This window comes from Lactobacillus colini, assembly GCF_017874575.1.
Classification (GTDB): Bacteria; Bacillota; Bacilli; order Lactobacillales; family Lactobacillaceae; genus Lactobacillus; species Lactobacillus colini.
This window is the reverse complement of sequence record NZ_JAGGLU010000006.1, coordinates 118,590-143,033: the sequence shown is the minus strand read 5'-3', so window position 1 is coordinate 143,033 and position 24,444 is coordinate 118,590. Positions and strand designations below refer to the sequence as shown.

Here is a 24,444-nt window from a genome sequence, read left to right as displayed (position 1 = left end):
CTATGCTTTCTTTCTATTATTAAAGATTAACACAATTAGAAAGTTAATCAGTAAAATAAGTCCTGTGCTTGCAAAGACCCATTCGTAAGTAAACATTCCTGAAATAGTTGACCCAAGTAATGACCCTAGGACGGCCCCAATCGCTTGAAATGACTGATTGTATGAGAAGATACGTCCGAATGCTTCTGAGGGAACATTAAGCGTTAAGACTGTTTGGGCTGCAGGTAGTAAGGCAGCACTCGCAATCCCAAGTAAAAATCTCCAAAAAGCTAATGACCAAGCATTAGGGATGATAGTCATCGGGATAAACAAGATCGTTGCGCTGATTAATCCCCAGCGTAAGACCTTCTGCGGACCAATATTGTCCATAATGTGTCCCACCTTGGAAGCAGCCAGCATGGTACCAAGTCCAGGAGTAGCGGCTACTACACCGGCAACTAGCGCAACAGTATGACTATGCGGCATAAGTGACTTTACATATAGTGAAACAATGGGGTCAATCGACATAGTAGATGATTGAACGATCATTGTCGTGATAAACATGGTAATAATTAATCTTACATCAGGTAATGCCCGCATGATGTCCTTCATTGGCTTCATTGCCTTAGGAGATACTGGAGTAAATTCTTCATTAGTCAAAAGCCAAGTACTCAAAAATACTAGAAACATTAAGCCACCAGTAATAAAGAAGGGAATCCGATAACCGAAGGCACTAGATAATACCCCACCAAGCAATGGTCCCACTAAGTTACCAGCGGTGCCGGCTGTCATCATCTGACTCATAACCCAGCCGCTACGCTGATGGGGAGTTTCGCCGGCCATTAGTGCAGTTGCATTGTTAATATAGCCAGAAAATAAGCCTTGTAAAAACCGCATACCAATAATGAAAAAGGCACTTTGAGCAAGACCAGTAATAAAGATTGTTAAACTCATAATCCCAGCTGCTCTCATGCACATTAGCTTGCGTCCCTTACGGTCAGCTAAGTTACCCCAATAAGGAGAGATTATTGCCTGGGCAATGAAAGTCATCGCAAAGGCAAGACCTGAATATAGGTTAACTTGAAACTTACTATAGTTGCCTAACTGTTCGATGAATAAAGATATAAAGGGCATGGTCATTGAATAACCTAACCCCGTAATAAAACATCCAGCCCATAAGGTGTAAAATGTCTTATGCCATCCTTTTGGCAGTTGGTAGGAATGAGAATCTACCAAAAAATCACTTCCAATTTATAAAAAATATTTTATTATCAAGTCTTTATTTTAGCATAGTAGTAGCATTGAAAATTTATCTTAATTTTTTGCTTAGTTAGTGAATTAATGATGCCGTTATGCTAGCATAGTATGCGATTAAGTAAGGAAGGTATTAAATATGGAGTCTAAGGGATCTGAGAAGCGTCGGTTGACACGGGAAGAATATCGTCAAAAAGTCGAAAAAAATTCTAAATTAAATGTTTGGGATTTATGTTTAGATCGACCATATGTTTCAGTTGCTTTTATTATTTTGGCAATCTTTTTCATTATGATTAAGTGGTGGCTAGGATTATTGATTCTGGGAGTTGCCTTTATTATCAGTATCTTGACCATTGCTCACAGTCGTAATCCAGAAAAGACCTTAAGTATTGAATTTAGACTAGGTGGATCGAGGATCTTGAATCTTTTGAAGGCAATTCAGATTGGGGCTTCCTTGCTGCTATTCTTAGCTACTTATATGCGGCAAGTGGTTTCGATTAATTTCCAAACGGCTGGCTCACAAGATGCCTTGAACTTATTGCAAGGAGCCGCTGCTAGCACTAATAATGCCTATGCGGCAGAAGGTGCTAATGCTGTAGGGGTCTTAAATAACTTATTAGGAGGGTCTCTGCTTGGAACATATCGCTATGCGGCAAGCAGTGCGCAATTTATGAATGATTCTGGTGGCCGTGCGATTATGATTTGGATCTTCTTTTTAATGTTGGCACCGGCAATTTGCGTCTTAGCGCAATTCTTCAGAGAACCTTATTCAAGACGCGCCTTGCTAGTTGGGTCGGGGTCTTCGATGGTTTTATTTGCCTTAACACCAATATTAATTAGGCATTGGGCTGGCGTCTATGCTGTTAACCACCAGATTAGTCAAGCCCAGATCAATCAAGCCTTTAGCGTTGGTTATATGGCATATATTGCGATTATCTGTAGTATCGTGGTCTTCGTAATTGCGGTCTACCGCAGTATTAAGCAAGATAACTTTTCAGAGTAGATGGGACTAATATGGATAGACAAGAAGTATTACTTGATAATGGGTCTCAAGTAGTAGCCCTTATCAGTAAAGGAAGAACTAAAGAAGAAATCTTAGCCTTGACTAAGAAGATAGCTAGCCAGAATGCAGAGATGATGTTGTGGCGGTTAGATTATTTCGAACATGTAACAGAGATGAATTACTTACTGGAATTGGCTAAGCAAGTTAGGGCTAGCCTTAGGGGCATACCTTTGTTAATTACCTTTAGGACTCAGGGACAAGGTGGTAATACTGAATTAGGTAGCGAGGATGCTTATTTGAATTTAGTAAAGATTGTCATTAACTTCAGCTTAGGAGATGCGATTGACATTGAGATGAGTCATACACAAGATCGGATACAGAGCTTGATTGAAGATGCCCATAATAAGGGGATGAAGGTTGTTATTAATTAGCTATTTATTGGGTACTCGTAATTATTAACAAGATAGTTGATGTTACGGGTATTTTTTATTCTGGTCAAATATATAAAATAACATAGTTAAGAAAAAATAAAATGTAATTAATATATATACGTTATTAATTGGAAAATGTTACATAATTTAATAATATGTGTTATGATTTTTATATAAAAGTTAAGGATAGATAAATTAATACTAATTTTGCATTAGATTATTGGTCATTATATGCAAGCCTATTAATTCTAGTACTTGATGCAATTAAGTAATTTAATTATGGGTTTTCTTATAGTGATCAAAGCTAATGCATTTATTAACAGGAGGTAATATTGTGAAGAAGGGTTCTTTTGTTGTTGAAGATCAAAAACAACGCTTTGGCATTAGAAAGGTAACGGGTAAGGCAGCATCTGTCTTGCTTGGTACTACTCTTTTTGGTGTTATGTTAAATGTGGGGGGGGTAACGCATCCTCTGACTGCCCATGCCGCTGAAGTAGAGAATTCATCCGAAACTTCTAACAAGGATACAGATAAGTCTGAATTAGAAAAATCTATCGTCGAAAAATCTCAGCCATCTAGTTCTCAATCTCAGCCAGAATCTACTAATGAGGAAAGTACTGTAACTTCTAAAGAAGAAAAAGATACATTAGATGTCAAACATACAGCTACGCTAGCAGCTACTAATCAAAAGCAAACGACTGATAACTTACAGACCAAGCTAACTCAAGCTGCAACCGATAATTCTGCTGGTCAAAGCATCGATGGTAAGTTAGAGAATGTGTCGGTAGGCTTCTCCAATGATCAAGGCCAACCAATGCAAAAAAACGAGATCGTTAAACCTGAAAATGCCGGCTTCTTATATGGGGATTACTCATTTAGCCTTCCTTCTGAAGTTAAATCAGGTGATCGATTTAAGATTAGCTGGGGTGATACCCTAACTCCAAATGGTGTTAGAGATTCTAAAGCCCTAGGCGCACCCAATGTAACGACTAAAGACGGCAAAAATATTGTGGCTACAGGTAAATTTGATGATGATTATAAGGGAATAGAATTTACCCTAACTCCTTATGTAGACGGTAAGCAGGAAATTAATGCAAGTATAAGCTTCCCGCTTTATATTAATCCTGAAGTAGTAAAGAACTCTTCATATCAAGATATAACCACAACAGTTGGTAATCAATCAGCTACTCAAACTATCTATGTTGATTATCTTCCTTTAACTGGAACAACTGAACGTACTGAATACTTAGCTAATGGTGAGGCTTTTTATAAGTATCTTAATCCTAAGACTGGAACTTTCACAGGGATGGTCTATGTCAATCCGAAGAATAGACAGATTTATGATGAAAGTGTCAATATTCGCAATTTAACTGCTAGTGAAATTAGTAGTCGAACGAGAGATACCAACGCTGTTGATTCAGAGATTAGCTTCAATAATTCTGATACGCAAGTAAAGGTATATCAGTTAAATAATGGTGCACAACTTAACCAGAGTTTTGCATTAAATTCAGATGACTTAACAGATGTTACCGATCAAGCTGGTATTAGCTATGACAATAATGAACTTAATGTTACTATGCCAAGTGATTCAGATTATTCCCCAAATGCTAATACCTATGTGATTGTCTTTAATACTAAATTTAACCCTGATGCTAGAATGGCATTTAATTCCAATATTAGTGGTAAGACATCTAATGGTCTCCCTACTTATTGGAACTTCGCCATTGTCGACAGTGATCCAGCTGCTTATAAGCTAGATGCAGATGGATCTGGAATTAAAAATGGTCAATTTATAGTTAGATATGTCGACATCCAAGACGAAAAAAATCCTAAGAAAATATTTGAAGATGTAATTTCTGGTAATTATAATGCTTCAATAAGCTATACAACCCAATCCTCAATAGAGGAACTACAAAAGAAAGGGTATATCTTTGTTAGCGATGGTTATACTGGTAAAGCAGGATCAGTTATTGGGGATAATAACAATGGCAAAACTTATTTAGTTGAGTTTAAACACGCAACAGTAACTATTACCCCAGATAAACCAGGCAATCCTGGGCAACCAATCAATCCAAATGATCCAGATGGTAATGGACCAAAATGGAGCGAAGATACTGGTAAAGATAGCTTACAAAGAACAGGAACTCAGACTATCCACTACCAAGGTGCAGGTGATAAGACTCCTAAGGACAATGTTCAAACTACAACCTTTAACCATACTCTTGTAATTGATAAGGTAACTGGGAAGGTTATTGAAGATAAAGGTTGGAGTCCAGAAAATCATACATTTAATGAAGTTACCACTCCAAATATTGCTGGCTACCATGCAGATCAAAAGTCTGCAGGTGGAGCTAAAGTAACACCAGACGATTTAACTAAGAGCTTTACAGTTACTTACACTAAGAATGGTAAGATTGTACCGGTAGATCCAAATGATAATCCAATTCCAGGAGCAGATACACCAACATACGAAACAGATCCAAATGATCCAACTAAGGTAGTGCCAAATGAACCAGTGCCAACTGTTCCTGGTTACACTCCAAGTGTAGAGACTGTAACGCCAAATGATCCAGGCAAGGATACTCCGGTTGTCTACACCAAGAATGAAACTCCAGCAACTCCAATGAAGTTGACTGTTAAGTACATTGACTTGGACAATAACAATTCTGAAATTGTCCCAGATAAGGTAGTAAGTGGTAATGAAGGTAGCAAGATTGATTACAAGACTACGGATACAATTGCTGACTTAGAAAATAAAGGCTATGTATTACAAGAAGATGGCTTTACTGGCAAGTCAGGTAGCACCTTTAGTTCAAGCAATAATGGTCACACATATGAAGTAACCTTCCACCATGCAAAGGTAACTATCACCCCAGATGAACCAGGTAATCCTGGTCAACCAATCAATCCAAATGATCCAGATGGTAATGGACCAAAATGGGGCGAAGATACTGGTAAAGATAGCCTACAAAGAACAGGAACTCAGACTATCCACTACCAAGGTGCAGGTGATAAGACTCCTAAGGACAATGTTCAAACTACAACCTTTAACCATACTCTTGTAATTGATAAGGTAACTGGGAAGGTTATTGAAGATAAAGGTTGGAGTCCAGAAAACCATACATTTAATGAAGTTACCACCCCAAACATTGCTGGCTACCATGCAGATAAAAAAGTAGCTGGTAATAAGACCGTAACACCAGAAAATCCGACTACGGAAGAGACAGTTACTTATACTGAGAATGGTAAGATCGTACCGGTAGATCCAAATGGAAAGCAAATTCCAGGAGCAGACACACCAATATACGAAACAGATCCACATGATCCAACTAAGGTAGTGCCGAATGAACCAGTGCCAACTGTTCCTGGTTACACTCCAAGTGTAGAGACTGTAACTCCTAATGATCCAGGCAAGGATACTCCGGTTGTCTACACCAAGAATGAAACTCCAGCAACTCCAATGAAGTTGACTGTTAAGTACATTGACTTAGACAATAACAATTCTGAAATTATCCCAGATAAGGTAGTAAGTGGTAATGAAGGTAGCAAGATTGATTACAAGACTACGGATACAATTACTGCCTTAAAGAATAAGGGTTATGTATTAGAGGAAGATGGTTATACTAACAAGGTTGGTAATGACCTCAATGTAGATAATAATGGCAAAATTTATTTGGTTACTTTCCATCATGGTAGTGCAACTTCAACACCTCAAGACCCAAGTGATCCAGGAACTCCGATTAATAAGGAAGATCCAAATGGTCCAAAATGGCCAGCAGGTAGTAATGAAGTAACTAAGAATGCCAGCCAAACTATTCGCTATAATGGTGCAGGTGAGCATACTCCAGATAAGCATGTAACCACCCAAGATGGTGCATTTACCCGTACAATTACTGTTGACAAGGTAACAGGTAAGACCACTAAGACTGAAAATTGGAATCCACAGACACATAGCTTTAATGATGTTAATACACCGGTTATAGATGGTTACCATGCTGATAAAAATATTGCAACAACTGTTCCAGCAACTCCAGATAAACCAGATGTAGCCACCGATATAACTTACTATAAGAATGGTAAGATCATACCAGTAGATCCAAATGGTAATCCAATTCCAGGAGCAGAGACACCAACTTACGAAACAGATCCACATGATCCAACTAAGGTAGTACCAAATGAGCCAGTGCCAACTGTTCCTGGTTACACTCCAAGTGTAAAGACTGTAACTCCTAATGATCCAGGCAAAGACACTCCAGTTGTCTACACTAGAGTTACACCTCCAACAACTGACGGTAAGGTGACACGCCACATTACTTATACAGGTATTGATGATAAAGATAGCAAGACCCCAACACCAGTAGATCAAGAAGTAACTACTCATACTACTAGTGGTAAGACTACGGCAGATGGCAATTATCCAAAGGTAGATAATCCAGTAGTTCCTGGCTACCATACTGAAAAGCCAGATGTGCCAGAAGATGCACCTCATACTGATGGTACTGATACTAATGTTGAAGTTCCATATAAGAAGAACGGTAAGATCGTACCAGTAGATCCAGAAGGAAATCCAATTCCAAATGCACCTACTCCAACATATGAAACAGATCCACATGATCCAACTAAGGTAGTGCCAAATGAACCAGTGCCAACTGTTCCTGGTTACACTTCAAGTGTAAAGACTGTAACTCCTAATGATCCAGGCAAAGACACTCCAGTTGTCTACACTAAGGTGGTAACTCCAACTAATCCAACCCCTCAGAATCAGATAAACATTTCAGTTGTTTATGTAACTAAGGACAACGATGGTAAGGAAAATGTCTTAAAGACTGATATCCTTACTGGTAATGAAGGTGACTGGATTAACTACAGCACAGATTCAATTATCAAGAGCTTTGAGAAGCAAGGCTACAAGCTTGTAAGTGATGGCTTCACCAATCAAGCAGGAAGCAGCTTCACTAATGCTAACAACGGTAAGACTTACACAGTTGTTCTAGAAGCAGTTGCAATCCCTGTAACACCGGATCAGACTCCAAGTACTCCTGATAATGACACACCAAGTACTTCAACTAATTCAGAAGTACCAGTAGCTAATACTGGTAAGTCAACTGCAAGAGTTGTAAGTACTTCAACTAAGCTAGTTAACAAGTCTAATGTAAGAACAAGCAAGCCAGCAGCTCCAAGCGTAGCCAAGGGTGTGAATAGAGATAAGTTACCACAAACAGGTAGCCAAGACTCTGATACTCTTGCTAAGGTAGGAGCAGGGTTACTCTTAGCAGCAGGACTAGTGGGCTTAGTAGGTTACCGCAAGCGCCGTAACTAATAAGTAAATATATAAAGAAAAGACAATAGCATTTTATTAAAATCAGTGCTACTGTCTTTTTACTTTGTGTACAAGTTAAAAAATACTATAATTTTCAATTAGGTTACTTTGGCATCAAAAAAACCCTTTCGGAAAAGTTGCCGAAAGGGTAAAGTTAAGGAAAGCTACAAAATGTTATTTATATGAAAGCGCTTCAACCGCCTTCGTTAATTATTATAGTAGACTATACTTATAGATGCAACCAAAAAATGAAAAATAAGGTGAAAAATTTTGAAAAATGATCCAATTATTTTTGAATTAGCTGTCGCACATGATAAGCCATCAAGCTTTCGCAAGGGGAAGAGTCATGTGTGTCCGTTTTGTGATGTTGAGCATTTAACTGATATTTATGAAGAAAATGGGGCCATGATCTGGCTACATAATCGTTATCCCACTCTAAAAGATACTTTACAAACGGTATTAATTGAATCAGATAACCATAATGGTGATGTAACTAATTATTCTCAAATATATAACCGTAAGTTGATGCGCTTTGCTCTCGCTTGCTTTGACAAGATGAGAAGTGATCCTAGCTTTAAGTCAGTTCTGTGGTATAAGAATTATGGTCCACTATCTGCGGGATCGTTAGCACACCCTCATATGCAGCTAGTGGGCTTAGAGCAGGTAGACGGTTATAAGTATATTCAAGCCAATAACTTTACAGGTATAACTGTTTATCAAGATCAAGATGTTGAGGTGAACTTCGCCACCCATCCGGTTCAAGGATACCAAGAGATTAATGTTAACCTTCTTAATAGAGAGGGAATTGATACTTGGTCAGATTGGATTCAATATGGTGCTAAATATATGTTAGAAGAAATGTATCATGGTCGCTGCACTTCTTACAATTTATTCTTCTATCCACATTATGATTCAGATGGCATCTGCTGTAAGTTAATTCCCCGTTTTTATGCACCGCCATACTTTGTTGGCTATAAGCTTTCTCAATGTAATGATGAACAGACTCTGAGGAGGGAAGTAGCCAATTTGCAGAACTTTGTCAAAAAGCAAAAATAATTAGAAAAGAAGTGAGCATAATTAAAGCTTCATTTATAGATATTAGAAGATATTCCATTGAATTTAAGCGCCATCTATTGCAATATTTAGTTTTATTCTTAGGACTAGATGTAAGTAATCAATTACTTATTATTCCAACTTTCAGATATGTAACAACGTTAATCTTACAAGCCAGTGCGATACCATTCATTTCTTATCAGAATATCTTAACGATCATCACTACCCAGCCAGTAGCTTTTATCTTGCTAATATTAGAATTAGTCTTACTGATCAGTATCATCTATGTGGAATTCTCTTCATTACTGTTAGGGATCCAAGGGATTAAGAGTGATAATTTTAGTTTGAGCTGGACTTATCAACAAGTTATTAATTCCTTAAAGTTAATTAGGCCGAGTTCACTAATCTTGTTAGTAGGCTATTTTATTTTAATTATTCCATTTGTTGATAGTATTTATCGAACTCCGTTATTGGCTAAGGTGCAAGTGCCACAATTTATTATGGATTATATGACACGTAGTGCTTGGTTAGCTACGGGGTTGATAGTATTTTTTGCAATTGCAGCAATTTTAGGTCTGCGGTGGGTAATGACATTGCCACTAATGTCTTATCAGGAGATGAATACTTATTCAGCAATGAAGAAGAGCTGGCAACTTACTGCTCATAAGCGTTGGTGGCAGATAGTCAAGGCGTTGGTTTTGGTCGGGGTTTTGAGCGTTTTAGCTTTAGCAATAAGCTGGTGGTTAATTTATTGTTGTCAATTAGTCTGGGACTTATTACCTAAGCAGGCTGCCTTCATTGGCGCAAGTATTAATATGTTGCTAATACAACTAACCTCAGAAGTAGCAGCAATCTGGTCAACCGTAGTCAGTATCTTGCTTATAACGTCGTTGCTAAAGCCTGAAGACATTGAGATTCGTCGACCTAAAAGACGATCAAAACTTTTAGCTGGAGTAGCTGGTATATTAATGCTAGTCTTCTTAGCTGATACAGCAGTTAATAATAATTTTTATTTAAAAGATAATAATAGTAAGGCGCCACTAATAATCTCTCACCGCGGTGTAAGTGACCATAACGGTGTCCAGAACACAATCTCTGCTTTAAAGAAGACCGCTAAGTTAAAGCCTGACTATGTTGAAATAGACATTCACGAAACTAAAGATAAGCAGTTCGTCATTATGCATGACGAAAATCTTGAAAAACTAGCCGGCCTTAATAAGACTCCTAAAGACTTAACTCTCAAGCAATTAATAAGCCTAACTGTAAGAGAAGATGGCCACCAAGCCAAGATAGCTAGCTTAGATCAATACCTAAAGGCTGTTAAGAAGTTAAAGCAAAAGCTATTAATTGAAATTAAAACAACTCCTAGAGATTCTAAGATGATGCTAGAGAATTTTAACAAAAAGTATGGTCGTCTGATTTTAAATAATCACTATCAAGTGCAATCACTAGACTATCATGTAGTAAGTGACTTGCATAAGATCAATCCTAAGCTCTTCGTCTTATACATTCAGCCCTACAACTTTACTTATCCTCATAGTGTGGCAGATGGTTATGCGATGGAGTATTCAACCTTGAATAACAACTTTATCTGGCAAGCTCACCTAGATCATCATCCAGTCTATGCTTGGACGGTAAATACGCAGGAAGTGATGCAGCACATGATGTTCATTCATGTTGATGGCTTAATTACAGACAATGTAGAGCTGGCTAAGAAGACGATTAGTTCATATAGCTCCAAGACCAGCTATGCTAGTCGGTTGAAGAATTACATCTTAATCTTTATCAATGTAACAAGTTATAATGCGTAAAAAAATGAGCATATCCTAATTAATATGCTCATTTTTGATAAATTAAAATTCTGTTGGGCCCATATCATCTTCCGGGCGGTGTGCTTCAAGGCGAAGACCATAAATAGTAAATTTAAGATCATCATCTTCTCTTGGTAAGTCAATCGTGATTTGATTGCCGTCTTGGTTGAAGTTTAATTCCTTGCGTGTGTCGATCCAGATGGCCCGCTTAATCTCTGGGACGCCATTTAATGTGATCTTATCTGCAAGAGGCTGGTGGATAAAGATATAAATCTGATATGGAGCAATGGCGTTTTTAAAGATATAGGCATTGCTATTGGTGCTTATCTCTTTAGTTGGGCGAGCTTCATAGAAGGCGTGGCCGAAGCGACCAATCCATTGACGTAAGTTATCCATTGCTGGCACTTCATCGCTATCAATTTGACCATCTTGGTTGAGATCAATTTCAAAGTAAATATTTCTTGATTCATTTCTAGCAATCATTATCTCTGATAAGATATCAGGACCTTCTAACTTGATAGCACTTCTTGCTTGGCAGAATTTAAGGCTGTAAGTTTGACAAGATTGTTTTAAAAGTTTAGTTTGCAATTCGTCAGCACCGTTAATGCTTACGCCACGGAAGCCACAATCACGAGCATAGCGAACAAGGTTATCGGCATCAATTGCGCCTTTGTCGGCAATGTTGTATTGTAGAACAATACCAATGTTTAAGTCTTCAGGATTCTCAGCATGTAAGTTATTAGTCATAATGGGACCTACTTTCTAAATTAAGTATCATTATAATTATAAGGTTTTTTGGAGGAATTTCGATGAAAATTATCATTGCACCAGCTAAAAAGATGCAAATTGATCGCGATAGTTTTGCAGTTGAGAGCATGCCTATCTTTTTGGATAAGGCAAGGGTACTATGGGATTTTTTGAAGAGTAGAGATTTCGATCAGTTAAAAGAAATTTGGCAAGCCAATGACAAGATTGTACGTGAAAATATGACAAGACTCAACTATGAAGAACTAGACCAGCAGCTGACGCCAGCGATGATGGCTTACAATGGAATTCAGTATCAATACTTGGCTGGGGATGTTTTAGAGCGTGCAGGATTAGAATACTTGCAAAAGAACTTGCGTATCCTATCAGGATTATATGGGGTATTGCGCCCGTTTGATGGGGTTGTGCCATACCGTTTAGAGATGAGAACTGGTATGGTAGGATTCGCTGATTATAGTCTCTATCATTATTGGGGCGAGAGTATTGCTCAGGAAATATTTAAAGAAGATAATCTAGTAATTAATCTTGCTTCTAAGGAATATTCCCGTTTGCTAGAACCTTATGTTAAAGACGGACAAAGGATAATTACGGTTACTTTTTTAGAAAGAAAAAACGATAAATGGCGCCAGATTGCGACTCATGCCAAGATGGCGCGGGGAGCCATGGTGCACTTTATGGCAGCCAACCAAGTCACCAAGTTAGATGATTTAAAAGACTTTCATGATTTTGGTTATCAGTATGATGCTTCTTCAACGATGGATAAGATTGTTTTTAAGAAGATGGAATAAGTTATCTTTAAGTTTAAAGTTTATAAGTATTGTTATTTTCTTATAAAAAGGTATTATTATTAATAAACAAATAAATTTTAAATTAGAAGATAGGGTGATAATATGACTGCTATTTCAGAACAAGAAATTGCTGACTTTTCGAAAGATTTTAATGCTAGTGATAAGAATAAAATGGCTTCAATTGCTGCTCGCCGCAGCGGCTTATTAGAAGCGTCATTCAATGATCGGGTTAGCGCTAGATTAAATCATACTTTTTCAATTGAATTAGATACTGAGAACGTTACTGATCAAAAGCATTCCGGACGTTGTTGGGAATTCGCTAGTTTGAATGTTTTGCGTCATTATTTTGGCAAGAAATATAAGACTAAGAACTTTACTTTTTCACAGGCTTATAATTTTTTCTGGGATAAGATAGAGAGGGCAAACGCCTTCTATGATGCAATGATTCGCTTAGCTGATAAGCCGCTTAATGATCGTGAAGTTCAATCCTGGCTTCAATTTGCTGGTGAAGATGGCGGACTATGGGGCATGGCAATTAACTTAGTTAAGAAGTATGGCTTGGTGCCATCATATGCGATGCCAGAGAGCTTTAATTCTAATGATACTACTGCTCTAGCAGATTCTTTAGCTAGAAAAGAACGCAAAGATGCGCTCTTATTGCGTAAGTTAGCCAATGAAGGCAAAAAAGCTGAGCTTGAAGCTGCTAAAAAACAAGCCTTAAACGAAGTTTATAGAATGGTAGCCGTTGCTCTAGGTGAGCCACCTAAGACATTTGACCTAGAATATCGTGATGACGATAAGAACTATCACTTAGAAAAGAATATGACCCCACGTCAATTCGTTGAAAAATACTTCAAGGACTTCAAATTCGATGACTATGTAGTCTTATCTAACTGTCCTAACCATGAATTTAATAAGTTATACCACATGTCACTTTATGACAATGTGGATGGTGGAGATCAGATTAAGTTCTTAAATGTGCCGATTGAATACTTATCACAAGCAGCATTAGCACAACTTAAGGATGGGGATGCAGTTATCTTTGGTAACGATGTTTCTAAGCAGATGGAACGCAAGACCGGCTTTATGGATACCGAATTATATAAGACAGATGAATTATTCAGCGTTGATACCCAGATGAGCAAGGCCGATCGCTTGGCAACGGGTGAAGGATTTGCGACTCATGATATGACGCTAGTTGGTGTTGACGAAGATAATGGTGAGATTCGCAAGTGGAAGGTAGAGAACTCTTGGGGCGATAAGATGGGCCACAAGGGCTTCTACGAGATGAGTCAAAAGTGGTTTGAAGACTATGTTTATGATGTCGTAGTTAAAAAAGAATACCTAACTGCTGAACAAGTAAAACTTGCCCAAGGACCAGCAATTGATCTTAAACCATGGGATAATATTGGTTAAAAATAGAGAAAAAGACAATCTACGCTTAACTTTGTAGATTGTCTTTTTTCTCTAATAAAATTGTGCCGGTCTTAAGAAGTCAACCACAAATTGCAGGGCTTGGCTAGTATATTCTCCCTTAAAGCTATGGCTAGCGTCATCAATGAGGTGGAGGGTGCTATTTTGATAAATTTCATGGTATTTCTTAGAAGCACCAGGACTTACAATTGTGTCACTAGTTCCATGAATTAAGCAGACAGGACCAGTAAATCTAGCAGCAGTTTCATAAATTGGGACGATCTGAGCGGTTCTTAAATATAGACCGCCAATAGTAAACTTACCTAATCTAATTGAATCTGGAATATTTTTAGGGTCATAATGAACACCTTGTAAGAATCCTTTTTGGGCATCAGACTTTAAGGTGGCTGCAGGGGCTAGTAGTACCAGCTTTTTGATTATATTTGGATAGAGGCCAGCTAGCATTGACGCTACAACCCCACCTTGCGAGTGACCAACTAAATAGATATTGCGAACATGTGGATCAGTTCGCACATAATCTAAGATTGCCTTAGCGTCAGCAACTTCATTTAAGATAGTCATATCTTTAAATTCACCATCGGATTCGCCACTACCATTAAAGTCAAAGCGAACGGATGCTACATTTTCTTCCCATAACTTATTGGCTGTTTCCTTGATTAAAGGATCATTTTTAGTTCCCTTAAAGCCATGGAATAGAATTGCCATGTCATATATTTCACCAAAAGGTTCAAGACGTTCACCAACTAGTGTTAATCCGTCTCTTTGAATTTCTACTCTAGACATAATTAAGACCTCGCTTTCTTACTTACATTGTAATCTTTTTCTTAGCTCATAGTGCTAAAGTTTGCCTTAAGAAAAGAATAAGTCATATCGAGATGAATATATTAAATATTTGATTTAAAAGTTGTATATCTTAGTAAGCTGTAATTATTGCGTTATACTTATTATTAATTAGCTATACAATCTGATTGTTAAGGGGGTTAAAATTTGGAAGTTGTAATTTTGCGTCATGGAACAACTGAGTTAAATAAGTTAGCAATGATTCAAGGTTCCAGTGTTGATCCTAGTTTAAGTGAAGATGGGCGTCAATTCGCTCAAAAGGCAGCCCAAAATTTCAATGCAGCTCAATTCGATGTTGTCTACGCTAGCCCATTAAAGCGTGCCCAAGAAACTGCTCGTATCTTTGCTGGCAATAAGGAGATTATAACCGATGACCGTTTAAAAGAAATGGATTATGGTTCTTGGGATGGCAAGGCTTCGTCTGATTTGAAGAAGAAATATCCTGATGCTTTTGACTCTCAAGGTCTAACGACTGACAATATGTACAAATATGCAGCAGATATTGAAGCGCGGAGTCATCTTGAAAGTCGATTGGTGGATTTTTTTGAAGATATTTACCAAAAACATCCAGATGATAAAGTTTTGGTAGTTTGTCATGGTGTTGTAGCTCGCATGACATGCGCCCATTATTTGACTAATGGGGATATTTCTTACTTTGGTCAAATGGATAATTGCAATTTGACTAAACTTTATTTTAAAGATGATTTACGTCGATTAATTTTTTATAATCGGTCACTTGTGAATAATGAAAGGATTTAGCGAGAGCTAAATTTTTTTATATTTAAATGTTGACACTGTGTCACTTTGATTATATACTACATGTTGTTAGTGACACGATGTCACTAAGGAGGAAATGATGGTCAAGTCAACTTTTAATAATCTATCACCTGAAAAGAAAAAACGAGTTGAGCAAGCATTACTCGATGAGTTTAGCCATTATCCTTTATCAAAGGCTCAAGTTGCACGGATAGTTAAAGAGGCGCAAATTGCAAGAGGAGCGTTTTATAAGTACTTTGATGATTTAACTGATGCTTATAACTATCTCTATCAGCAGGTAATGAAAGAAGTTCATTTAGGTTATCGCAATTTACTTGGTGAATATGATCCTGATGTTTTCTATCAAATGACAATTGATTTTATTGATCAAGTAGAGAATAGTCAGTACCGTGAATTAATTAAGTTGCATTTATCCGAAAATGAAAGTGAGCTTCAATCAGATCCTAAAAAAATGAGTGAGCGATTGCTTAAGTTAGATGCGTGTAAATGGAGCGCAATGGTTTTGACTCATGAAGTAATTAATTTAGTATTATTTGATCCCAAGAATCGCAAGCAAAACTTGAATCGATATCGGGAAAGTCTTGAATTGCTTAAAGGACGGTAAATAAATATGTTTTTAGCACTAAAGGAAATAAAATATGAAAAATTAAGGTATGGTTTGATTACCTTTATGATTTTTTTGATAGCATTTTTAATATATATGTTGTCATCATTGGCTGTAGGATTAGCTTCTGAGAATACTCAAGCAGTAGAAAGTTGGAAAACTCAAAGTGTAGTCCTTAATAAAAATTCAAATATCAATTTGGCACAATCCGTTTTGACTTCAGATCAAGTTAAAAAGTCTGATTTAGGAAGCAAAGAAGCTTTTGTCGGTGAAACACCCGTTGTTGTTAAACACAAGGGCAATAGCACTGTGTCTGCACAATTTATCGGACTTGACAAAGATCAATATATTTATAAAAACCTAGAATTAACTCAAGGTAAAAAGGTAATTCGTTCTCATGAGGTAGTTGTTGACAAGAGTTTTGCTAATAAAGGATATAAAGTTGGCGACAAGATTAGCCTTAACGGTGAAAAGACTAAATATAAAATTGCCGGTTTCGTCAATAATGCCAAAATTAATATTGCTCCAATCGTTTATGGTGAACTTTCAACTTGGAAAAAGATCCGCCCACTTGCACCTAATGCAGTAGCATCGGGTATTATTTCTCAAAATTCTAACTTTAAGCTCAAGAGTGATGATGTCAAAACTTATAAAGTTAAGGCCTTCATTAAAAAGTTACCTGGTTATACAGCTCAAAACTTGACTTTTGCTTTGATGATAGGATTTTTATTTGTAATTTCATTAATTATTATTGCAGTCTTTCTATACATTTTAACAATGCAAAAGATGCCAAACTACTCAGTACTCCGCGCTCAAGGTATTCCTACTAAGACATTAGTCGGAGCAACTATTAGTCAATCTTTGATTTTGACTTTTGTTGGTAGTGTCTTAGCCTTAATTGTAATGTTGATAATGGTACAAGTTATGCCATCGGCAGTACCGATTGAATTTGCACCATGGATTATGGCAAGTGGACTTATCGGAATGATTATTACCGGGGTAATAGGTGGATTAATTCCAATTAGATCAATTATGAAAGTCGATCCTGTTAAGGCAATTGGCTAGAAAAGAGGTATTATGTCTGTAATTACTTTAAAAGATGTAAGTAAAATTTACGGTAAAGGTGATGCCCAAGTAAAGGCATTAAAAGATATTAATTTTACAGCTCAAAAAGGTGAAGTAGTTTTGATTGTAGGACCATCTGGAGCTGGTAAAAGTACCTTTTTAACAATTGCTGGGGCAATTCAGCGCCCTACAAGTGGTACAGTTGAGATTGATGGTCAAGATATTAGTAATCTAAAATCAAAGGATGCTAATAAGTTACGTTTGAATAAAATAGGATTCGTTTTACAAGCTTATAATCTAGTCCCTTATTTAACTGTGATGCAACAGTTTAAATTAGTTGATAAGGTTAAAAAAGATAATTTAACTAAGGCAGAATTATCTGATTTGTTGAAAAAGTTAGGAATTAATAAATTAGTCAAAAAGTATCCTAAAGAATTATCAGGTGGGCAAAAACAACGTGTAGCTATTGCTAGGGCATTGTATGCTAAACCCGAAATTTTATTAGCAGATGAACCAACTGCTTCACTTGATAGCGAAAGAGTAGAAGAAGTCGGAAAAATGTTTCAAGATTTAGCTCGCCAACAAGATAAGGCAATTTTATTAGTTACACATGATATGCGACTAGAAAAATATGCCGATCACATTTATGAAATGCTTGATGGTAAACTTACTAAGAAAAGATAAATAAGCAAAAATAAAGAGGGTTCAAATAGTCTGAACTCTCTTTATTTTTGCTTATAAGTTAGGATCCATCGTAAAGCGCAATGGTGAATCTGCAGTTTGATCGGTAATTAGCTGGGCAATCAATTTTTGATAGTTTTTAATTGCAGTATCGGCCATTTTTTTGTTAGCTTCGTTAACTAAGTTAGTCTTTTGGGTTGGGTTAGCTTCTTGGACTAATTTTTGATCATAATCATGACGAATCTTATTTAAAGCAAGATTAGTTTCTTTTTGAGTATTGTTGAGTGCTGTAGCGTACTTGTTCCAGTTACGATCAACTAGTACGCTAGCTTCTTTAAATACCCAATATGCCGAATTAGTAGTATAGGTTTCTTTACCATATTTAAACATTGTAGGAACTTTAGTTCCTTGTGGATAGAATGGAATATAAACACTTTGAGCTGCAATTCCCATCGCCAACCAATGAATCATATCGTCATCACGCAATTGTAAAAGATGGGACTCTTGTGTTGTAGCAACAGTGATAGGACGGAAGGTTGCTTGACCTTTATTTTTGCTATTAGTTAGATCATAAGGAGTACCGTTATAGTGGTCACTAAGTACGCGTTGAGCATCTTGAATTGAGATTGGATGGTCAGGCTTTTGCAAGAATGGAATTTCGAAGCTTTCAGGTTCTTGCTTAATAGAGGGAGTGAGTAATTTCTGCCCAGACCAGACACGAGGTGTGTTGTAGGCTAAATCACTATCATCATGAGTACCAAAGATTAGTCTAAAATTGAAAGTTTTATTTTGGGGCCAAAGTTGGTTAGAGTAGACGAACTTTTCTAGACCAGGTTATGTAATGAAGTTTTCTTTATCAGAAAAATCAACCTCTTGGATTGAAAGTTGATTGGCAACTACAGCGTAACTATCATCTGGGATGCGGCGAGCAACATAGTGGTGGCCAGAGCCGATTTCTAAATACCATGCTTCATCACGGTCCGCAAATAAAATCCCATCGGCTTCAGCTGCACCGTGTTCTTCTATGATCTTACCTAAGCGTTCAACACCTTCGCGAGCAGTTTTAACGTAAGGCAGAACCACAGTTACCATAGCTTCTTCTAAAATGCCCTCCTCTTCGTCAAAAGGATCGAGTGCTTGGACGCGATCGTTGGCATAAGCACTCTCAGTAGCACTCATTGCAACATGGTATTCATTGATTCCATCTTCTTCAAAGACACCGTATTTATCAGTCCATTCTGGTGTTGAAGAATAAGCAAAAATTTCAGTTGGTAAATTAATAGTAAATTTATTATCTTTTGATCTGAAAGTGTTATTTTCTTTAATTTGATGTTGGTTAAAAGCCAGGTGCTTAGGCCAGGCAGTCTTGGCATCTTCATTGCGTCCGATGATAACGCTACCGTCAATGCTGGCTTTTTTACCAATTAGAATCGAAGTACATGATGAGCGTCCTAATTTATTAGGCATTAAAAGTTCCTCTTTTCCGTTAACATTTAAAAAAATTTCGATATAATAAATATGATAAGTTAAATTATAATGAAAAAGTAAGCGAGGTGCAAAATAATGGCAATCAATCATGAAAATAAAAGGATAGGTATCAATTTAAACTACGATGATGGTAGTTTAAATTTAGATTTTTCAGATAACTTAACCGATGAGAAGGAACAAGGATACATTTTATCGGCAGCATTTTTTTCATTTGCGGCAAGTCAAGGCATTACTAAGGAGCAGATGCTTGAGATGGTAGATGAAGAATATGGTAAGTTTTCTGGGGATAATTAATTTTTTTCAATTTAAAAAAGTCCCTTAGAGTAACTTTATGTTATTTAATTAGTGTATAATAAAAACAACAGAGGTTATATAACAAGATATTTGCTATAATAACTTTTGATTTGAAAAAATCAATTTTATAAAAAATTTCATTAATTTGTGAGGGATACTAGATTGGCTAGAAAAAAGGAAATTGATAAGAAGAAAATATTAGATGCAGCTTATAAGCTGGCTATCCGTAGTGGTATGGAAAGCTTAACTGCTAGAAATATTGCTAAGGCAGTTCACTGTTCAACTCAACCTATATATCTAGAATTTGAAAACATGGGGGATTTACACAATCAAGTTCTAGAAAAAATTTCCAATGAGTTGAAATCTAAAACTCTCCAACAAAGCTTTACTGGGGAACCATTAATTGACTTAGACTTGTCTTACATTTACTTTGCTAAGGACCATATGGGACTTTTTAGGGCAATGTTTGTAGATAGTAAGTTTGGGACAGATATGATTTCTGATACTTTGATGGAATTAGGTTTAATGAAATTCAAGGAACAATATGGTAACGATAGCTTTGATGAAGAGCATTTGCGTCATATTATTGTTTCTAATTGGATTTCAGCTACAGGAATTGCAGCTTTGCAGCTGAATCAAATGGTTAACTTATCTCAAGAACAAATTATCACTGTTTTAAAATCTCAGCTAGACGATGCTATTGCTAATGACCGTCTAAAGGTTGAGATGGGAGAATAACTTAAAAGGAAAGACAGAAAGACCTTTTATTTTTCTGGAAAGCGAGATTAAAGAGTATGAAATTTCTTGCTATAGTTGGTAGTAATTCAAATGACTCCAAGCAACGTAAATTAATAAAATTTGTGAAGAATCACTTTAGTAGTAAGTATGATTTTGAAACTGCTGAAGTAGAAGATTTGCCTATCTTCAAGGAAGGCTTAGCTGAACCTGATAATGTTAAAGCATTAGCTAAAAAAATTATGTCTGCTGATGCTGTAATAATATCTACAGCAGAAACGCAACATTCTGTTCCTTCTTCATTGAAGAGTTCTATTGAATGGCTTTCTTCTGCTGAACACCCATTTAAGGGCAAGCCATTAATGGTAATTGGTGCATCAGATACACCACAGGGTTCTTCAAGAGCTCAAGTTCGCCTAAAGAATGTATTAGCTTCTCCAGGTGTTGGTGCAATTGTCTTTAATAATGATGAATTTATGATGGGTAATGCTCAACAACAATTTGATCAAGATGGTAACTTACCAGATGGTACTGTGAAGTTCTTAGAGCATTTCTTTACTGAATTTGATGAATTTTATCAAGTAGTTAAGGGCTACGAAAAAGTGAAGGAGTCTGAATAATGAAGTTACTTGCAGTTGTTGGTACTAATGCCGACTTTTCATTTAATCGTTTATTACAGCAATTTATGGCTAAGCGTTACAGCAATCAGGCTGAAATTGAAGTTTATGAAATTGCACAATTGCCAAAATTTAAGAAAGATGCTGAAGTTGATAAGACTGTTGTTGACTTCAGAGAAAAAATCCGTCAAGCTGATGGTGTTATTTTCTCAACTCCAGAATATGACCACGGAATTCCTGCAGCCTTAAAGAATGCAATGGAATGGACTGGTGAACATGCACCAGGTAATGGTGATGTCTTTAGAATGAAGCCTTCAATGGTTATCGGTGCTTCTTACGGTATTCAAGGAGCAACACGTGCCCAAGAAGATATGCGGGAAATCTTGCTTTCTCCAGATTTGGGTTCTAATGTTCTTCCTGGTAATGAAGTTTTAGTTAGCCATGTAGCTGATAAGTTTAACAAAGAAACTGGTGAATTAACTGATCCAGCAGATATTGAAGCTATAGATGCAGCATTTGAAAACTTTATCAAATTTATTAAGCATGCTTAATGCCTTAAAAAGGACCTGAGGGTCCTTTTTTCTATTTAGAATTGTTTTTGTGGTCTTTTAAGGTTATTATTTTTTAGGAAAGCGTTTTATTTATAATCAATACAAACAGAGGAAAAAATATGTTTGGATTTTCTATTTATTTAAATGAAGAATTAACTGCATCTGATCACAATTACTTATTAGCCATGCGTAATGCTGGCTTTCAATATGTGTTTACTTCGCTACTATTAGATTCTGATCCTGCTAGTATCTTAAAGAGACTAAGTCAACTAGCTAAGTGGTGCCGGGATCTAGAATTAAAATTAATTGCTGATGTTTCTCAAACAGGACTCCAAAAACTAGGAATCGACATTAATGACGTAGAGCAAATTAAAGCACTAGACATATATGGTTTAAGAATTGACGATGGCATCTTAATGAGAACCGTAGCTAAGCTATCGCAAGCAATGCCAATTGCTCTAAATGCTAGCACAATTACGATGAAAGATTTAACCCACCTGAAGGAAGAGAACGCCAATTTTGATCATTTGGACGCTTGGCATAACTTCTATCCCCATCCTGAAACTGGTTTAGCAACTGATTGGTTAAAGGAAAAGAATGAATGGCTTAAGAGCTTTAATTTAAAGACAATTGCCTTTGTCAGTGGTGATGGCAATAAGCGTGGGCCGATATATGAAGGCTTGCCAACTGTAGAGCAGTATCGCTACATGAATCCACTAGCTGCCAGTATGGCATTAAAAAAGTTAGGCAGCGATTATGTTTTTATTGGGGATAGCAGTTTGAAAGATAGTACAATTGACAGCTTTGAGAAATATCTGCGCGATAAGGTGATAACTTTGCATATGGATGCTGATATCTCTCAGTTGAGCAATCGTTTATGGCATAATCGTCCTGATGTTGCTGCCAATGTAATTCGTTTAAATGAAAGCCGCCAGCTTCAATTATTTAACACGGTTCCTCAACCGGCAGTTAATCGTCTTAAGGGGACAATTACTTGCGATAATGACAGATATGGCAGATATGCTGGTGAAGTTCAAATTACTAAGGTTGATCTACCTGCGAATCCAAAGGTAAATGTTTTAGGTAAGATTGTTAATTCTGACTTAGATTTACTTGACTATGTTGGATCTAATCAAGCAATTGCATTTGAATATTTAAAAAATTTAGTAAAATAAAAACTACCAGAAATAATATATTTTTAAGGAGGGATTAGATGACCAAACCAATCGTTTTACCCTTAGAGGAAGTTCCTAACGCACGTGACTTAGGTGGCTATGTTGGCTTAAATGGTCGCAAGGTAAAACTGCACCGCTTAGTTAGAACGGGTAAGATGTTCAATATTCCCCAAAGGGATGTTAATTATTTAGCTGATTATGGCGTTAACCAGGTAATTGATTTAAGAACTGCGGGAGAAATCGAAAAGTGGCCAGATACTAATATACCAGGCTCTAAGCACTATAATATTTCTGTTCATGCAGATAATAAAAATGGTGTTGATAAGCGCCTAGAGCAGTTGCGGGCAAGTTATGATAAGGATCAGTATGCTGGCTTTAAGGCAATGTGTCACCAGTATACTAAGGCAACGATGTCAGAACATGCTCACCATACTTATCATAAAGTATTAGAGCTCTTAGCTAATAATGAAGCAGGCGCAACTTTATTTCATTGTTCTGAAGGTAAGGATAGGACAGGCTTAGCTGCGGTCTTGATTTTATATATTTTAGGCGTCGATATGGAAACTATCCGCCAAGATTATCTCTATTCTAACTACTTGCTCAATGACTATCGGGCTCAAATGGATAAGAAAATCGTTAAACAAGGCGGCAACTACTCTCTTAGAGCAGCAGTACGATCATTAGGTGGCGTTGCTAATGAATATTTAGATACGGCCTTAATTCTAATGGAAGAGAATTATGGTTCAATTGATAATTATCTCAAGCAAGCACTAGGTGTCGATGAGGTTTTGAAGCGACGTTTGCAAGATTTATATTTGGAGGATTAGATGATAGAAGACTTTTCAAAAAAGGCAATTAGTAAGGTGGGGCGCGGACTAGGGACTGTAATTACCTTACAGATTTTTGGCGATGAAAATGAAAAAATCCTAGATGATAGCTTTGACTTAATTGCAGGTTATGAAGATCGATTAACAGTTAATCGCGACCATTCTGAAGTGATGTCAATTAATCATGCAGCTGGTAAATATTCAGTCACCGTATCTAGCAGTACCTATAACTTAATTAAGTTAGCAGTTGAAGAAAGCAAGAAGGGTTATGGCTTTAACGCCTTAATTGGTCCAGTTGTTAAAGCCTGGCATATTGGCTTTAAGGGAGCTAATATGCCTAGTGATGAAACAATTAAGGCTAAGATGCAATTAACTAATCCTGATGACGTTATTTTAAATGATGCAGACCAGAGTGTTTATCTTGCCAAGGAAGGGATGGAATTAGACTTAGGTGGAATTGCTAAGGGTTATATTGCCGATCGTATCCGTGACTTGTGGCATGCTTATGATGTCAAGGCAGGAATTATTAACCTAGGTGGCAATGTCTTATTCGTTAATCCTTCTCCTAAGAGAGCTAACGGTAAGTGGGTATTAGGCGTTCAAGATCCGCGTCAAAAGCGTGGTATTAACCTAACTACAGCAACTGTTAGGGAATGTTCCGCTGTAACTTCTGGTACTTATGAACGTTTCTTAGAAATCAATGGCAAAAAATACCACCATATCATTGATCCTAAGACTGGTTATCCAGTTCAAACACATGTTGCTGGTGTGACGCTCTTTACTAGAGATTCTGTTCAAGCAGAATTAGAGTGCAAACGCTTATTCTTCGCTGGGCATGCAATTGACGGCTGGCAAAATGACGAAGAAGGTCGCTATGGAGCAATCTTTGTCTATGACGATGAACATATTGAACGTATTGGTGTATAAAAAATAAGGTCAAGAATTTCTTGTC

The 24,444-nt window shown here is 36.9% G+C and carries 21 protein-coding genes and 1 pseudogene; 18 read left to right on the top strand and 4 right to left on the bottom strand.

Features of this window, described 5'->3' with window-relative positions:
- Complete coding sequence (locus J2Z60_RS06695; protein ID WP_209686918.1) at positions 1 to 1,215, bottom strand: MFS transporter; 1,215 nt, start codon at positions 1,213 to 1,215, stop codon at positions 1 to 3.
- 157 nt (positions 1,216 to 1,372) lie between these two features.
- On the opposite strand from J2Z60_RS06695, the gene J2Z60_RS06690 reads away from it, so the two are divergent.
- From J2Z60_RS06690 to J2Z60_RS06670, 5 genes are all read left to right on the top strand, one after another.
- Positions 1,373 to 2,236 carry a cytochrome C5 gene (locus tag J2Z60_RS06690; protein ID WP_209686917.1) on the top strand — a complete coding sequence of 288 codons (864 nt, stop codon included), beginning with the start codon at positions 1,373 to 1,375 and terminating at the stop codon, positions 2,234 to 2,236.
- An 11-nt stretch (positions 2,237 to 2,247) separates the two neighbouring features.
- Positions 2,248 to 2,667 (top strand): type I 3-dehydroquinate dehydratase, encoded by a 420-nt coding sequence (locus tag J2Z60_RS06685; RefSeq protein ID WP_209686916.1) that lies wholly within the window; start codon positions 2,248 to 2,250, stop codon positions 2,665 to 2,667.
- A 334-nt stretch (positions 2,668 to 3,001) separates the two neighbouring features.
- Positions 3,002 to 7,987 carry a mucin-binding protein gene (locus J2Z60_RS06680; protein WP_209686915.1) on the top strand — a complete coding sequence of 1,662 codons (4,986 nt, stop codon included), beginning with the start codon at positions 3,002 to 3,004 and terminating at the stop codon, positions 7,985 to 7,987.
- A gap of 270 nt (positions 7,988 to 8,257) precedes the next feature.
- Positions 8,258 to 9,043 carry a DUF4931 domain-containing protein gene (locus tag J2Z60_RS06675; protein ID WP_209686914.1) on the top strand — a complete coding sequence of 262 codons (786 nt, stop codon included), beginning with the start codon at positions 8,258 to 8,260 and terminating at the stop codon, positions 9,041 to 9,043.
- Between the two features lie 20 nt (positions 9,044 to 9,063).
- A complete protein-coding gene (locus J2Z60_RS06670; RefSeq protein ID WP_209686933.1) occupies positions 9,064 to 10,851 on the top strand; it encodes a glycerophosphoryl diester phosphodiesterase membrane domain-containing protein in 1,788 nt (595 codons plus the stop codon).
- A 42-nt stretch (positions 10,852 to 10,893) separates the two neighbouring features.
- Here the strand turns inward: J2Z60_RS06670 and J2Z60_RS06665 are convergent, their stop codons facing one another.
- A complete protein-coding gene (locus tag J2Z60_RS06665; RefSeq protein WP_209686913.1) occupies positions 10,894 to 11,598 on the bottom strand; it encodes a hypothetical protein in 705 nt (234 codons plus the stop codon).
- A 62-nt stretch (positions 11,599 to 11,660) separates the two neighbouring features.
- Between J2Z60_RS06665 and yaaA the strand changes: the two genes are divergently transcribed.
- Together yaaA and J2Z60_RS06655 are read left to right on the top strand one after the other, a co-directional pair.
- On the top strand, positions 11,661 to 12,404 hold the full coding sequence (gene yaaA, locus J2Z60_RS06660; RefSeq protein ID WP_209686912.1) for a peroxide stress protein YaaA: 744 nt from the start codon (positions 11,661 to 11,663) through the stop codon (positions 12,402 to 12,404).
- 102 nt (positions 12,405 to 12,506) lie between these two features.
- On the top strand, positions 12,507 to 13,820 hold the full coding sequence (locus tag J2Z60_RS06655; RefSeq protein ID WP_209686911.1) for a C1 family peptidase: 1,314 nt from the start codon (positions 12,507 to 12,509) through the stop codon (positions 13,818 to 13,820).
- Positions 13,821 to 13,871: 51 nt separating this feature from the next.
- Here the strand turns inward: J2Z60_RS06655 and J2Z60_RS06650 are convergent, their stop codons facing one another.
- Complete coding sequence (locus J2Z60_RS06650; RefSeq protein WP_209686910.1) at positions 13,872 to 14,621, bottom strand: alpha/beta hydrolase family protein; 750 nt, start codon at positions 14,619 to 14,621, stop codon at positions 13,872 to 13,874.
- 204 nt (positions 14,622 to 14,825) lie between these two features.
- Here J2Z60_RS06650 and J2Z60_RS06645 point away from each other — a divergent pair, with 204 nt between their 5' ends.
- The 4 genes from J2Z60_RS06645 (at position 14,826) to J2Z60_RS06630 (ending at position 17,808) form a co-directional block, all read left to right on the top strand.
- Complete coding sequence (locus tag J2Z60_RS06645) at positions 14,826 to 15,437, top strand: histidine phosphatase family protein (protein ID WP_209686909.1); 612 nt, start codon at positions 14,826 to 14,828, stop codon at positions 15,435 to 15,437.
- A 97-nt stretch (positions 15,438 to 15,534) separates the two neighbouring features.
- Entirely contained in the window at positions 15,535 to 16,059 is a 525-nt protein-coding gene (locus J2Z60_RS06640; protein ID WP_209686908.1) for a TetR/AcrR family transcriptional regulator, read from the top strand.
- 6 nt (positions 16,060 to 16,065) lie between these two features.
- Complete coding sequence (locus J2Z60_RS06635; protein WP_209686907.1) at positions 16,066 to 17,124, top strand: ABC transporter permease; 1,059 nt, start codon at positions 16,066 to 16,068, stop codon at positions 17,122 to 17,124.
- A 12-nt stretch (positions 17,125 to 17,136) separates the two neighbouring features.
- On the top strand, positions 17,137 to 17,808 hold the full coding sequence (locus J2Z60_RS06630) for an ABC transporter ATP-binding protein (RefSeq protein ID WP_209686906.1): 672 nt from the start codon (positions 17,137 to 17,139) through the stop codon (positions 17,806 to 17,808).
- 51 nt (positions 17,809 to 17,859) lie between these two features.
- Here the strand turns inward: J2Z60_RS06630 and J2Z60_RS06625 are convergent.
- Positions 17,860 to 19,272: pseudogene (locus tag J2Z60_RS06625) on the bottom strand (C69 family dipeptidase).
- Between the two features lie 96 nt (positions 19,273 to 19,368).
- On the opposite strand from J2Z60_RS06625, the gene J2Z60_RS06620 reads away from it, so the two are divergent.
- The 7 genes from J2Z60_RS06620 (at position 19,369) to J2Z60_RS06590 (ending at position 24,419) form a co-directional block, all read left to right on the top strand.
- Positions 19,369 to 19,587 carry a hypothetical protein gene (locus J2Z60_RS06620; RefSeq protein WP_209686905.1) on the top strand — a complete coding sequence of 73 codons (219 nt, stop codon included), beginning with the start codon at positions 19,369 to 19,371 and terminating at the stop codon, positions 19,585 to 19,587.
- Between the two features lie 162 nt (positions 19,588 to 19,749).
- The gene (locus tag J2Z60_RS06615) at positions 19,750 to 20,325 is read left to right on the top strand and encodes a TetR/AcrR family transcriptional regulator (protein ID WP_209686904.1); all 576 of its coding nucleotides are present in this window, start codon (positions 19,750 to 19,752) and stop codon (positions 20,323 to 20,325) included.
- A 56-nt stretch (positions 20,326 to 20,381) separates the two neighbouring features.
- Positions 20,382 to 20,942, top strand: coding sequence for an NADPH-dependent FMN reductase (locus tag J2Z60_RS06610; protein WP_209686903.1), 561 nt, complete (start codon positions 20,382 to 20,384; stop codon positions 20,940 to 20,942).
- Positions 20,942 to 21,490: an NADPH-dependent FMN reductase gene (locus J2Z60_RS06605; protein ID WP_209686902.1), complete on the top strand. Its 549-nt coding sequence runs from the start codon at positions 20,942 to 20,944 to the stop codon at positions 21,488 to 21,490. The genes J2Z60_RS06610 and J2Z60_RS06605 overlap by 1 nt, the downstream gene beginning before the upstream one ends.
- A gap of 119 nt (positions 21,491 to 21,609) precedes the next feature.
- Positions 21,610 to 22,665, top strand: coding sequence for a MupG family TIM beta-alpha barrel fold protein (locus J2Z60_RS06600; protein ID WP_209686901.1), 1,056 nt, complete (start codon positions 21,610 to 21,612; stop codon positions 22,663 to 22,665).
- 38 nt (positions 22,666 to 22,703) lie between these two features.
- Positions 22,704 to 23,492 carry a tyrosine-protein phosphatase gene (locus J2Z60_RS06595; RefSeq protein ID WP_209686900.1) on the top strand — a complete coding sequence of 263 codons (789 nt, stop codon included), beginning with the start codon at positions 22,704 to 22,706 and terminating at the stop codon, positions 23,490 to 23,492.
- Positions 23,493 to 24,419 (top strand): FAD:protein FMN transferase, encoded by a 927-nt coding sequence (locus J2Z60_RS06590; protein ID WP_209686899.1) that lies wholly within the window; start codon positions 23,493 to 23,495, stop codon positions 24,417 to 24,419.
- Positions 24,420 to 24,444: the final 25 nt, after the last annotated feature.